This is a genomic window from Paenibacillus sp. YYML68 (assembly GCF_027923405.1).
In the GTDB taxonomy this organism is placed as follows: Bacteria; Bacillota; Bacilli; order Paenibacillales; family NBRC-103111; genus Paenibacillus_G.
Genome location: NZ_BQYI01000001.1, coordinates 593999 through 606651, shown reverse-complemented (window position 1 = coordinate 606651; position 12653 = coordinate 593999). Strand labels below are relative to the sequence as shown.

At 56.8% G+C, this 12653-nt stretch carries 10 protein-coding genes and 1 riboswitch; of the genes, 6 read left to right on the top strand and 4 right to left on the bottom strand.

Features of this window, described 5'->3' with window-relative positions:
* Positions 1–118: 118 nt before the first annotated feature.
* Positions 119–946 carry a polyamine aminopropyltransferase gene (speE, locus tag PAE68_RS02625; protein ID WP_281883779.1) on the bottom strand — a complete coding sequence of 276 codons (828 nt, stop codon included), beginning with the start codon at positions 944–946 and terminating at the stop codon, positions 119–121.
* A gap of 211 nt (positions 947–1157) precedes the next feature.
* Between speE and PAE68_RS02620 the strand changes: the two genes are divergently transcribed.
* Positions 1158–3215: a transglycosylase domain-containing protein gene (locus tag PAE68_RS02620; RefSeq protein ID WP_281883777.1), complete on the top strand. Its 2058-nt coding sequence runs from the start codon at positions 1158–1160 to the stop codon at positions 3213–3215.
* A gap of 114 nt (positions 3216–3329) precedes the next feature.
* Here the strand turns inward: PAE68_RS02620 and PAE68_RS02615 are convergent, their stop codons facing one another.
* Positions 3330–4568, bottom strand: a complete 1239-nt coding sequence (locus PAE68_RS02615; protein WP_281883776.1) for an MFS transporter — start codon at positions 4566–4568, stop codon at positions 3330–3332.
* Between the two features lie 328 nt (positions 4569–4896).
* Positions 4897–5427 carry a YwhD family protein gene (locus tag PAE68_RS02610; protein WP_281883775.1) on the bottom strand — a complete coding sequence of 177 codons (531 nt, stop codon included), beginning with the start codon at positions 5425–5427 and terminating at the stop codon, positions 4897–4899.
* A gap of 176 nt (positions 5428–5603) precedes the next feature.
* On the opposite strand from PAE68_RS02610, the gene PAE68_RS02605 reads away from it, so the two are divergent.
* Positions 5604–7841 (top strand): M1 family metallopeptidase, encoded by a 2238-nt coding sequence (locus tag PAE68_RS02605; protein ID WP_281883774.1) that lies wholly within the window; start codon positions 5604–5606, stop codon positions 7839–7841.
* A gap of 11 nt (positions 7842–7852) precedes the next feature.
* Entirely contained in the window at positions 7853–8662 is an 810-nt protein-coding gene (locus tag PAE68_RS02600; RefSeq protein WP_281883773.1) for a hypothetical protein, read from the top strand.
* Positions 8663–8822: 160 nt separating this feature from the next.
* On the opposite strand, the gene PAE68_RS02595 is transcribed toward PAE68_RS02600, so the two are convergent.
* Positions 8823–9518, bottom strand: coding sequence for a YceI family protein (locus PAE68_RS02595; protein ID WP_281883772.1), 696 nt, complete (start codon positions 9516–9518; stop codon positions 8823–8825).
* A gap of 479 nt (positions 9519–9997) precedes the next feature.
* A riboswitch (cyclic di-AMP (ydaO/yuaA leader) is annotated at positions 9998–10133 on the top strand.
* A gap of 5 nt (positions 10134–10138) precedes the next feature.
* On the opposite strand from PAE68_RS02595, the gene PAE68_RS02590 reads away from it, so the two are divergent.
* The 3 genes from PAE68_RS02590 (at position 10139) to PAE68_RS02580 (ending at position 12463) form a co-directional block, all read left to right on the top strand.
* Positions 10139–10615 carry a C40 family peptidase gene (locus PAE68_RS02590; RefSeq protein WP_281883771.1) on the top strand — a complete coding sequence of 159 codons (477 nt, stop codon included), beginning with the start codon at positions 10139–10141 and terminating at the stop codon, positions 10613–10615.
* A gap of 177 nt (positions 10616–10792) precedes the next feature.
* Positions 10793–12226: a cryptochrome/photolyase family protein gene (locus PAE68_RS02585; protein ID WP_281883770.1), complete on the top strand. Its 1434-nt coding sequence runs from the start codon at positions 10793–10795 to the stop codon at positions 12224–12226.
* A 30-nt stretch (positions 12227–12256) separates the two neighbouring features.
* Entirely contained in the window at positions 12257–12463 is a 207-nt protein-coding gene (locus PAE68_RS02580; RefSeq protein WP_309299351.1) for a copper amine oxidase N-terminal domain-containing protein, read from the top strand.
* Positions 12464–12653: the final 190 nt, after the last annotated feature.

Genomic DNA, 12653 nt, shown 5'->3' with positions numbered 1-12653 from the left:
CAACCTCCTTCCTGCTCCGATAGAAGCTATATGTACAAAAAGACCGCCCGCTTCAGCCTGCAGCAAGCAGGCGAAGGGAGCGGTCTTGTCAGCTGCAGGAGCTCCCGCAGTCCGTCTCTTACTTCGTCAAATCCTCGACAAACTTCGGCAGCGCGAAGGCAGCCTTATGCAGACGAGGCGTGTAGTACTTCGTCTCAAGCTCCGGAATCGCAGTCTCGTCCACCGCCAGCGGGTCATGTTTCTTGCTGCCCATTGTGAATGTCCACAGACCGCTTGGGTACGTCGGGATGTTCGCCGTATAGACGCGCACGATCGGGAAGATCTCCTTCACGTCACGGTTCACCGTCTGAATGAGCTCCGCCTTGAACCAAGGGTTGTCCGTCTGCGCCACGAAGATCCCGTCTTCCTTCAGAGCATCGTAGATGCCCTTGTAGAAGCCTTGCGTGAACAGATTGACCGCCGGCCCTACAGGCTCGGTCGAGTCTACCATAATGACATCGTACGTGTTCTTATGATCATGAATGTGCATGTAGCCGTCGTTCACGATCACTTCAACGCGCGGGTTGTCCAGCTCGCCCGCAATCGAAGGCAAATATTGCTTCGAGTACTCAATTACTTTGCCATCGATCTCAACGAGCACGGCCTTCTCTACCTCAGGATGCTTCAGCACCTCGCGAATAACGCCACCGTCGCCGCCGCCGACAACGAGCACATGCTTCGGATTCGGATGCGTGTGCAGCGCCGGGTGCGCCACCATCTCGTGGTACACGAACTCATCCTTCACCGTCGTCATCACCATACCATCGAGGACAAGCATCTTGCCCCACTCTACCGTATCGATCATCGCAAGCTCTTGAAAGTCTGTCTTCTCCGTCACCAGCGTCTCGCGAATCTTAGCTGTAATTCCAAAATTGTCTGTCTGCTTCTCCGTATACCATAATTCCATAAGTGCCCGTCCACCTTTCTCATCGTCAAACCGCTGCGTTATTAGTCAATTGTATTATAGTGAATTTGTCTAAAAATGCAAATAGATAAAAATATTACGTCCATCAGCCACTTGCAATGAATACAGCCATCTATGTTTTTCCATACTGAATAATAGGTGCTGAAGGCGTACATACGCTGCCAGCAAATCGTGACGCAAGGGAGGGGTTGCTATGTCCGCAAAAGGAGCCGCAGACACCGAGGAGCGCGGGAAGCGTCGGACAAGCCGCTGGAGGTCATTCGTTTCGTTCTCATTCACCTTCATTATATTAGGGGCGGCCTGCGGCATCATTATGGTGCTGTTCATGCGCTCTCAAGCTCTCCCCGTGTCCAAAATGACGATGTCGTCGGATCTCTATGATGTAAATAGTCAGCTCATCGAGGCGTACGGCGGCGGTAAGAACTCACAGAACGTGCCGCTTCGCGAAATGGCTCCAAGCCTCATCGCCGCTACACTGGCCATCGAGGACCGCAGCTTCTATAATCATTACGGCTTCGATCCGAAAGGCATCGCGCGCGCCGCCTGGGTCAACCTGAAGAGCATGTCCAAGGTGCAGGGCGCCGGTACGATCACGCAGCAGCTCGCGCGTAATCTGTACTTGAGCCATGAACGGACGTGGTCTCGGAAGCTGAAGGAAACGTATTACGCCGTACAGATGGAGCTTCAGATGAATAAGGAGCAAATTCTGGAGCAGTACTTGAACCAAATCTATTACGGCCATTCGACCTACGGCATTCAGGCTGCCGCACAGCTGTTCTTCCACAAGGATGCGAAGGACCTGACGCTTGCCGAGAGCGCGCTGCTGGCGGGCGTGCCGAAGGGCCCCCGCTACTATTCACCGTACTATGACAAGCAGAACGCCCTCGATCGGCAAAAGACCGTCCTCGGCACGATGGTCGAGGCCGGCTACATTACGAAGCGGGAGGCGGACCTTGCAGCAGCGGAGCCACTGAACATCGTTCCTCTCGAGGATAAGAAGGCGACGGTGACGGCCCCGTACTTCCGCGATTATGTACGCAGTCAAGCGACAGAGCTGCTCGGCATCGAGGAGAACGAATATGAAGAGATGGGGCTGCGCATCTTCACGACGCTCGATCTGAACGCGCAGAAGATCGCCGAGGAGGTCGTGACGAAGCAGCTGGCGTCTTATCCGGAGCTGCAGACGGCGCTCATCGCCATTGACCCGCGTACCGGCTACATCAAGGCGATGGTCGGCGGTCGCAGCTATGCGCAGAACCAGTACAATCGCGTATTCGCCAGCACGCGCCAGCCGGGCTCCTCCTTCAAGCCGATTGTGTATTTAACTGCGATGAAGGAGAAGCAATTCACTCCCGTGTCGCAGTTCAAGAGCGAGCCAACGACGTTCACCTACGACGAGGGCAGAGGCAGCTACACACCGAACAATTACGGGAATAAATATTTCGACATCATTGATCTGCGCACCGCGATCTCGAAGTCGGACAACATCTTCGCCGTCCATGCCGTACTGGAGGCTGGCCCAGAGCGTGTCATCGAGATGGCACGGCGCTTCGGCATTACGAGCCCGATGAAGCCGCTGCCATCGCTCGCGCTCGGCTCGTTCCCGGTGAGCCCGTACGAGATGGCGTCCGCGTTCAGCACGCTCGCCAATCAGGGCGTACGTGTAGAGCCGACTGCGATTGTCCGAATCGAGGATCGACGGGGCAAGGTGCTGTACGAGGCGACTCCCGCTTCAGAGACGGTCATCGAGCCCACGTATACGTACGTCATGACGCATCTGATGGAGAGCGTCTTCGAGCAGGGAGGCACAGGCAGTCGGGTATCGCGTCTCATTAAGCGCCCTGTCGCCGGCAAGACTGGCACGACCGACACCGACGCCTGGATGGTCGGGTACACGCCAGAGCTGTCAACGGCCGTCTGGGTCGGCTACGACAAGGACCGCAAGCTCGGCACCGTCGAGTCCCACCTCGCCGCGCCGATCTTCGCCGAGTTCACCGAGCGCACGCTCGCTTCAGTGCCGCCGAAGATGTTCCCGATCCCCGAAGGCGTCTCACACGTCTATATCGATCCGGCGACCGGGAAGCTCGCGAACGACAGCTGTCCGAAGTCACGCCTTGAGGCGTTCGTTCAAGGAACAGAGCCGATTGAATATTGCAGCAAGGAGCCAGCCAAGACCGAGCCGGAGAAGGCTGATCCGGACAACGCGCAGCGATCGTGGTGGGATGATCTGAAGAGATGGTGGAGCAGCTAGTGCGTGAAAGTCGTGCAAGCATTTCATGAGGCAAGCACGAGCGTTAGTCGGCTTGCAGAGATAACGAGCAGGAGCAGAACGAGTTCTGCTCCTTTTTTACCAATTATTAGTAAATTACATAGACGTCTCCGCTTGGCGAGCTGTATGTAGCTTCAATGTCCGCAGCCATATAGCGTTGATCAAGAAGAGCACGGCACACAGTACGAACACAAACCGCACCGACACTAAATTAGCGCACAAGCCGCCTGCTACCGGTCCAAGCAAGCTCCCTGCATTCAGCACACTCTGGTTCAAGCTGACCGTCTGACTCTCCAGCCCTCTAAGCGTGAAGGCGCGCAGCAGCGAGTAGACCGGGGGCAGCAAGCCGCCAATAAAGCAACCGAGCAGCATCCGAATGAGGATGAGCTGCCAGATGTTGTCACACAACGCTTGCGCCAAATTCGTAAAGGCCGCTCCCAATAAGCATACGTACACAACTTTCTCTGCACCGAAGCGATCTCCCCACTTGCCAAGAGCAGGAGCGAGCAGCATCGTGGTGATTCCTGCAGCAGCGCTTACAACACCCGACATCAGGGCAAGTCCTGTCGCTTCTCCATACAGCTCATAGACGAACACGGGAAGCTGGGGCATCGTGGCCAGTATACTGAATTGAATGATGAAGGATACGATGAACAAGGCGAGAAGCGTCTTGATCTTCAATACAGCACGCACCGACTCGCCGAAAGAGACGTGACCTTGCTTCTGCTTGCTGGAGGCTGAAGGCTGGTGCTCTTCCCTTAAGAGAACCATAGCGACAATCATCGCGAGCAGCAGCAGCACACCTGTAAGGTAGAAAATAGGCCTGAAGCCGAACATTTCCGCTAATAGACCTCCGATGATAGGCCCAAGGATGGTTCCTGCAACGTTAGCGGACTGCAGCACCCCCATAGCCATGCCTGTCTTCTCCTTGGGAGCATTCGCAGACATCAAGGAGATCGCAACAGGGGCAAAGCCGGCGACAGCCCCATTAAGGAGACGCAAGGCCAGAAGCTGCCACGCCGAGGTGCAGAAGCCCATTAATGTAATAACTACCGCCATCCCTAGCCCCGACCTGAGCAGCATCAGCTTCCGTCCATAGCGGTCTGACACATATCCCCATAGCGGCTGAAAGCAGAATGAAGTGATGTAGCTCGCCGCGAAAATCCAACTGGCCCATAGGGTCGTGTCTTGAATATCAATCGTCGGGTCCATTTCCTTCAGATATAAAGGAAGAAACGGAATGATCATCGTCATGCCGCTCATGACTAAAAATTGTCCCATGCTCAGGACGATGAGATTCACTTTCCAGTCAGCTCGCGATTGTTGACTCGACATCATGCCGCCTCCATTTAACATGCATCTAATGGTTAAATTGGAAACAGTATACACCGATTTTCACGCAATCGCTTTGCTTCTTTCCATATGAGCTTGTGTTATTCCAATTTCCCTTGCTCGGACTAGAGCTGCACACAAGGAGGAGAAGTCTCGCGGTGGGACATGCTCTGATCCAACACAAAAAGGCAGACCATTGGTCTGCCTTTTTGCTGTCCTAGTATATGGTGCATATACTAGCGTTAGTATACATCGTTATGGAAAACGGCACAATGACCGTCACATAATGGACAAAATTAAAGAAAATGCTTCCACGGACGCAGCAGAAGAGCTAGCTCAGCGCCGCCTTCAGGTCGTCGCCCGAGCGCTCCCACATGCCCGGATCGTTGTCGATCAGGAATTGCTTCAGCAGCTGCTTCTCGTGCTCGCCGATGTTATCGAGCAGGATGCGGCGCTTCAGCGCGTGATCCATCCGGTTCACATGGTCGGCGAGAAGCTTCCACCCGCGGCGGTTATCCGGATCGACAGTCATCTCGCAGGAGGTGACGCCTGCGTAATATTTGCCCTCTTCCTTGAAGTCCACCGCGACCCAGACGATCCAGCACGTGCGGCCGCCAGGCGCGTCCTCCTTGTTCGGTACGAACTTGATCCCCTTCTCCACACGGCTCTTCGCGTGCAGTGCGCCGAGGTCGAGATACGCCTCGTCCCCATCAATAATGACGCTCGACAGCTGGCTCAGGTCGATCGACCCTTGTCCGAAGCCGCGATGCTTCGTCTCCTTGCTGCTTACAATATTCAATGACGGCAGCTTCTTCTCGGACGCCGCGGCCGGCTGTCCCTGCTGGTTGTTGTTCGACTCCATCGTTGCCCACCTTCCATTTCCTGAACTTCTGAATCAAGGATACTTCTTATTGCATAACGTCTGCGGTCCTTCCTCTTATTATCCATGAAAAGGAGATCGAAGACAATTTATTGTTCATGGATTTCTGTCCACCTACATATACATGCTGTAGATGCTTGTCAACGGGGTGAAAATCGATGAACAAGAAGAAAGGCAACACGATGGTCATATGGGGCTGCGTAAGCGCGCTCGCGTTCGGCTCCGTCCTTCTTCCAGGCGTCATGGACATGAATGAGAACCGGACAGGCATAACACACACGGAAGCAGGCTGGCACCTGCCCTTCAGCACTGCCAGCTCGTTGTCCGGCAAGCCCGAGGACAGCAAGGAAGGGTTGCTTGCCCTGAACACCCTCAAGCCCGTGCGCGGAGAGGCAGCTGGCGGACACGCCGTCGTCGCTGCACCTGCTTGGCCACACTCCCGAGGAGCTGTGGACGGCTCCTCCACCGGGCTATTTCTACCCGAGGATGGGGCCATGCCTACGAGCGCAAGAGCACGAGAGGAAGAGGCAGCTGTCCCCCCGCCCGCACCGCCTAGCCTGCCAGCGAAGCCGGTGGAGAAGCCTGCGCCGAAGCCGCTGTCGCATCGAATCGTGGAGTACCACATGAATGCCGAGCTCGATGCCGAGGGCAAGCTCATCCAAGCGACGTCCTCGATGAGCTGGACCAATCCCGGTACGCTGCCCGTTCAAGAGGTATACCTTCATCTGTATGCGAATGCGTTCGAATCGAAGAAGACGACCTTCATGCAGGAGTCCGGCGGCAAGCTGCGCAACGACGCTACCAAGGAGAACAACACGGGCGGCATCCAGCTCCAATCCTTGAAGCTGATCAGCGGTGCGGCTACAGATCTGAGCGACAAGCTCGAGTTCGTACAGCCTGACGACGGCAACAAGCACGATCGCACACTGCTGAAGGTCACGCTGCCGAAGGCGGTCGCGCCCGGCGAGCAGGTAACGCTGCAGACGTCCTTCACCGTACAGCTGCCGCAGGTGTTCGCACGTATGGGCTACGCCGGCGACTTCGTCATGGCCGGACAGTGGTACCCGAAGCTTGCGGTCTACGAGTCGAAGGGGACGCGCGGCCGGGCAGAGGAGGGCTGGAACCTGCACCAGTATCATGGCAACTCTGAGTTCTATGCAGACTTCGGCATCTATGACGTCAAGGTACGCGTTCCGTCCGCTTACACGGTAGCCGCCACAGGCTTCCCAACGAAGCCAGTCGCAGACGACGGCACCACGAAGCTGTATACGTTCTACGCCGATGATGTGCATGACTTCGCCTGGGCGGCGTCACCGAGCTTCGTCTATGTCGAGGAGCCGTATGCGACGCAGCATCTGCCTGGCGTTCGAATCAAGCTGTACCTCGATCCGAAGCATGAGCATCTGAAGGCCCGCTATATGACAGCGGCTAAGAAGGCGCTCGCCCGCTATTCCGAATGGTACGGCAGCTACCCGTATTCGACGCTATCCATCGTCGTTCCGCCTGAGGACGGCAACGGTGCAGGCGGGATGGAATACCCGACGCTCATCACCTCCTGGGGAGCTGGCGGGGAGGAGCCAAGCCTTGAGCTGGAGCGCGTCATCGTGCACGAGATCGGGCACCAGTTCTTCTATGGCATGATTGCGAGCAATGAATTCGAGGAGCCGTGGCTGGACGAAGGGTTCACCTCCTACGCCGAGGATAAGCTGATGGAGAAGGAATACGGCGTTCGTTCCAACCGACTCGTCGAAGCGAGCTATATGACCGACCCCGCGTCGCTGAAGCTGAACGCGTGGAGCTACAAGGGGCACCAGCATTACGCCGAGAACGTCTACACCCGAGCGAAGCTCGTGCTGCAGGCGATGGAGGCTGAGGTCGGTCCTGATACGATGAACCGCATCATGCGCACCTACTTCCAGCGCTGGAAGTTCAAGCACCCTGCCTCCGAGGACTTCCGCCAAGTCGTCGAGGACGTGACGAAGACGAGCTGGAACGACTTCTTCGACCAATATGTATACGGCGGGCTTATGAGCGACTTCGAGGTCGCCGGCATCCAGACGAGCAAGCGGACCGAGAGCGGAGCGACGCTGTACGACAGCGCCGTGAAGCTGCGGCGGCTAGGGGCGACGGTCACGACGGTGCCAGTCCGCTTCCATTTTACCGACGGTACGCATACGGACAAGACATGGAACGGCACCGAAAGCGAGGTTATCTTCAAGCTGACGCACACCGCACCGCTCGAGTGGGCGAGCATCGACCCGCAATATACGATGGTGCTGGAGAACAAGCGGATTAACAATTTCATGAAGACAGATGTCGACAACAAGCTGGCCGTTCGCTGGAATCTAGGGGCCGTCAAATTAATCGAGACCTTAATCGGCTGGGTCGTATGGTGAGGTGAGGATGAATGTGGAATCGTCTTAAATCAGGCATGTCGCTCGCGTGGAATCAGCCCTTCGCCGTGTTCGCGTTATTCGTCTATCAGCTGATCTGGAGCATCGTCATCTATAAGCTCATTCAATCCGTCGTCCTCCCTCTCTTGCACCGATATCCGTCCGAGCTGTCCGGTACAGCCGTCAAGCTGTTCTGGATCGAGGGACAATTCCAGCTGATGAAGACCGACGTGCTGGAGCCGCTTGCGGGCTGGGCGATCGCCTTGCTGGCGCTTCGACTCGTGCTCCACCCGGTGCTGAACGCCGCCGTCTACTACTCGATGCATCGCGGGGACCTGAATGCAGGCTACCGATTCGTGGCGGGCATCCGCAAGCTGACGCTGCCGTACTTCTTCTATTATATCGTCCAGCTGACAGCAACCTTGTTGCCGCTTGTATGGCTGCTGCCGCTCGCAGCACGGGAATTCGACACCCATAGCTCCTATACGAGCCTAGGCGTTGCGTTGCTGCCATACGTCGCCGGCTACATGCTATACGCCCTGCTGATCAAGCTGATGACCATGTATCTCCAGATTGGAAAAGCAAGCGATCGTTCCGTGCTCTACTCGATCGTATTCTGCATCCGCTACCTGCCCGTCATCGCGATCACGGCGCTCGCGGTCCTCACTCTGGCGCTGCTCGTGACGGCGACCGCGATGACCTCGGCCTTCATCTGGGCCGGCTTCATCGCCCTGCTAGGCATTCAGGCATTCCGTCTCGCTCAAGCGTTCTTCGAGGTATGGGCTATCGGAGTCCAATATGCGCTGTGGCAGGAGAAGGCGTAAGTAGCTTCACCGTCGCGCCTGGCTCGACATAAACGAAGGGCTGTTCGGGCAAGCCGATAACCGGCTTCCTCCCGAACAGCCCTTCTTCGTGACGTGAGGCTCGTCCACGCCCAGCTAGAGACTACCCGATGACAGACTGGTCCTTCGCTAGAACGAACGCTTAGCTCCCGGCCTTCTCCAGCACAAGCCGCAGCTGTACATCAATGTTGTTCTGCGTCTCCATCAGCACGTTGTGAGGATTCTTCAATCCGAAATCCGCGAACGTCACAACCGTCTTGCCCTCCAGCTTCAGCTGACCGTTCTCAACAAGCGCATCGCTGTTGAACGTTACCTCCTTCTCGATCCCCTTCACGCTCAGTGTCCCCACCATCTGAAAGCTGACCTTCTCGCCTTCCGTCCAGCTCTGCGGCAAGCCGCTGAACGACTTCGCCTTGAAGACGGCGTTCGGGAACGAAGCGACATCGAAGTAATCCTTAGCCCGAACATGATCATCGCGATCCGCATTGCCCGAGTTGATCGACTTCATCGCAATCGAGCCCTCCGCCGTGGACTTCGCAGGCTCTGCCGCGTCCAGTGTCCAGCTGCCTACGACTTCCTTCGCAACAAAGTTTACGGTAGACTTCGACGTCGTGACGGAAAAGTACACCTCAGACGATGGAGCGACGTTCCACATGCCACTCATCGCCTCATTCGTGAGCTGCTGACCGGAGCTCGACTTGGCGGAAGCCGAAGCCGCAGCCGAGATGACCTCCTTGATCTCCACTTTATTGCCGGTGTAAGAATCGAAGGCAAGATAGCCTCCCGCAAGAGCAACAGATAGAACACTGGCGGATACGAGCAGCTTCACATGTTTCATGATTCCAATTCCCTCCATTAATATAGGTATGATATGTATCATTCACACTACGAGGTGTAGTATAAAATCAGCCCGCCGGTTCATCACCCTCATCACCGTGTTGAAAATCAATGACTCGTTCTGGTACTCGAGACACGTCTGTGCCTCGCGAATCGACAACGGCTAAGCCGCCTTCTATAAGATTTCGAGCACCTTCGCCTCCAGTGAGCCGAAGAAGCGGTTCAAGCCTTTCTCGTAAACTTTGAAATGATGTATTTTCATAGATGAATACCTCACACTACAGATTGTATTGAAACTACGTTTCGATGTCAAATACAGGAAAACGACAAGTGGACTGTATCAATTGGGAGTCTCTAGGCGCATGTCCTAGTACCTAAGTAGGCAGGTTTCACATTTATGCACTTAAGATGTGACGGTTTTGTGACACCGGCAGGATTTCGACAACGAAGCTCGAATACATGTACTTGCAACAAACTAACTAGAAAACTTTGCCGAATTTCTGTACGCAGAAAACGGGGGAACCATCTTGGGTGAATTGATCTCGCTTGACAGTGATCATAGGGAACCTTCAACCGAACCCTCAAGCTAACCTCGTAGGCACCGGAAGGGGAAACTTCTTAGTGAAGAAGCTTGTCGGTTTTGTATGCTCAGCAGTTATGTTTTGCACGATTTCGGTTGGAAGCGCATGGGCGGAAACTCCGCTAAGCGCAGCGGTTAACGACGGACTGGGCTCTCCTTATAAGTGGGCTGGTACGACGACGAAGGGCTTCGATTGCTCGGGCTACACCTCGTGGGTGTTCGCCAAGTTCAACATTCAGCTGCCGCATTCCTCCAAGAGCCAAGCCCAGCTCGGCACACACGTCGATAAGAACGACTTGCGTCCTGGCGACCTCGTCTTCTTCAACACAGACGGCCGCGGCATCTCGCATGTCGGTGTCTATGTAGGCGACGGTAAGTTCTATCACTCCGCTACGAATGAGGGTGTCGTCATCACGAAGCTGTCGGACAGCTACTACGTGAAGCGCTATGTGACCGCTCGCCGCATTCTGTCGGAGGAGCAGTACACACAGCTCATGACGGACCCAGCGACCCAATAAGCCGGCTCGTTCTGTCGCGATGCTATGAAGCACACTTGAATTTCGTATGATCTCGAAAGCTCTGACTTGGACTTGCCCCCGTTCCTTCGCCTTGTGCGAGGACAGGGCAGCTCCAGCGTCCGGAGCTTTCTTTCGTCTAGCGGACTCGCGGACGTCCTAAGAAAGGAGCACGGCCTCATGCTGCTATTCATTCACCGCAAAGACTTGCGCATCGACGACTTGCCCGCGTTCGATTATATACGTGCCGCCGCACAGCCTTCACTGCATGTGCTCATACTCGATCCGTTGCTGCTGCGCAACGGCCGTAGCGCCGAGCACAGCGGCGTCAACTTCCTGCAGCACGCCGCAAGGCTTACGCGTCTGTATCGCGAGGCCGGTGCGCAGCTGCATGTGCTGCACGGCGAGCCGAGCGCCGTGCTCCAGGGGCTCTTGGCCGCGCATCCGGACATCGACGAGCTCGTGCTGCACGAGGACGTCTCGCCCTATGCGCTGAAGCGCGACCGTGAGCTGCGCGCCGCGGCGGAGGCTCGCGGCGTGCGGGTCACCGCCTTCGAGGAGGCGAGCCTCGCCGACGTCCGTGAGTTCGCGCGCTGGTCCGGCCGCCAGCAGCCGTACAAGGTGTACACGCCATTCTACAAGCGATGGCGTGAATATGTGAGCGAGCGGGTGCGCCCCGCGTCGCACGTGACGGTGCGCGACCTCGCGACGGTCGCGCTCGCGGACGGGCTGGCGGAGCGCTATGCGCCGCCAGCCGAGCTGGCCGCGGCCCTCGCCGAGGGCGGGCCGCCTGTGCACAGCCGCGCCGCCTCAGCGGAGGCGCGGCCTGCGCTTGCGGGCGCGGCTGCGTCAGCGCCCGCGCAGGAGCCGGAGGAAGCGCTGGACCGCTTCCTCGAGGAGCGGCTGCCCGGCTATGCGGGCGAGCGCGATCGCTATGACCGCGACGGCACGAGCCGTCTCAGCCGCCATCTGAACGTCGGAGCGATCTCCATTCGCTCCGTATACGAGCGGCTGATCGCGAGCCCTCTCGCGGTCGAGCCTTGGCTGCGCCAGCTGGCTTGGCGCGACTTTTACCAATATCAGGCGAGGCTGGACCCACTCTTCTTCCGCTATGAGGAGACGGTCGACCTGTCGAAGCTGGACAGCGTCCACTTCCCCGCGTGGGCGGAGGCGCGCACTGGCATCCCGATTATCGACGCAGCGATGACCGAGCTGATCGAGACCGGCTGGATGCCGAACCGGCTGCGGATGATTACGGCCATGTTCCTGGCCAAAAATCTCGGCTGTCCGTTCCACTACGGCGAGCGCTACTTCCGCCTCAAGCTCAGCGATTACGATAACGTGCTGAACCGCGGCGGCTGGCTCTGGTGCGCCTCGCTCGGCTTCGACGCCGCGCCGTACTTCCGCATCATGAATCCAGTGACGCAGTCCCAGACGCACAACCCGACGGGCGCGTACATCCGCCGCTGGCGGCCAGAGCTTGCCCACCTGTCGGACCGGGACATTCATAAGCCGCAGCCGCATGCGATCGTCGATCTGAAGGCGTCCCGAGCGATAGCCATTGAGACCTATAAGCGATTGCTCCGAGATCGTACGAGTGAGCTGCCTAAGTAAATCGGTATACCTAAATAATTATGGAAGACGCTGCCTGAAAAAGAGGACTCAATCCATCGTTGCCGAATTCATGTAGTCATCTATTCATCCATCAAGGACGATGAGCCGTTAACACTCGTGCAAGCCGCTGAGCTTGTGAACGGCACGATGGTGCCGGTCCGCTTCGTCAGCGAAGCGCTCGGAGCCGAGGTGGGCTGGGATGCGGCAACTCGAACGGTGCTGATTACGCAAGAATAAGAATAGAAGGGGCCGCGGGCTGTAGCTTGCGGCTCTTTGGGCTTGGCGCATTTTCCTAAGACTGTGGTATACTGACATGTACAAGGCATTCTCGGAACTCATCATAGCGAAGTATGTAGGAACCGTCTCATTGTAGAGCATCTGCAGAACGACCGGACCAGAAGCGCATGTCTTGGGAAAGGAGAGTATA

What these genes read in the sequence shown, in the direction of transcription:
- PAE68_RS02615 (WP_281883776.1), bottom strand. Translation starts at nt 4,568, where the DNA reads ATGTCGAGTCAACAATCGCGAGCTGACTGGAAAGTGAATCTCATCGTC.
- PAE68_RS02600 (WP_281883773.1), top strand. Translation starts at nt 7,853, where the DNA reads ATGTGGAATCGTCTTAAATCAGGCATGTCGCTCGCGTGGAATCAGCCC.
- speE (WP_281883779.1), bottom strand. Translation starts at nt 946, where the DNA reads ATGGAATTATGGTATACGGAGAAGCAGACAGACAATTTTGGAATTACA.
- PAE68_RS02610 (WP_281883775.1), bottom strand. Translation starts at nt 5,427, where the DNA reads ATGGAGTCGAACAACAACCAGCAGGGACAGCCGGCCGCGGCGTCCGAG.
- PAE68_RS02595 (WP_281883772.1), bottom strand. Translation starts at nt 9,518, where the DNA reads ATGAAACATGTGAAGCTGCTCGTATCCGCCAGTGTTCTATCTGTTGCT.
- PAE68_RS02620 (WP_281883777.1), top strand. Translation starts at nt 1,158, where the DNA reads ATGTCCGCAAAAGGAGCCGCAGACACCGAGGAGCGCGGGAAGCGTCGG.
- PAE68_RS02605 (WP_281883774.1), top strand. Translation starts at nt 5,604, where the DNA reads ATGAACAAGAAGAAAGGCAACACGATGGTCATATGGGGCTGCGTAAGC.
- PAE68_RS02585 (WP_281883770.1), top strand. Translation starts at nt 10,793, where the DNA reads ATGCTGCTATTCATTCACCGCAAAGACTTGCGCATCGACGACTTGCCC.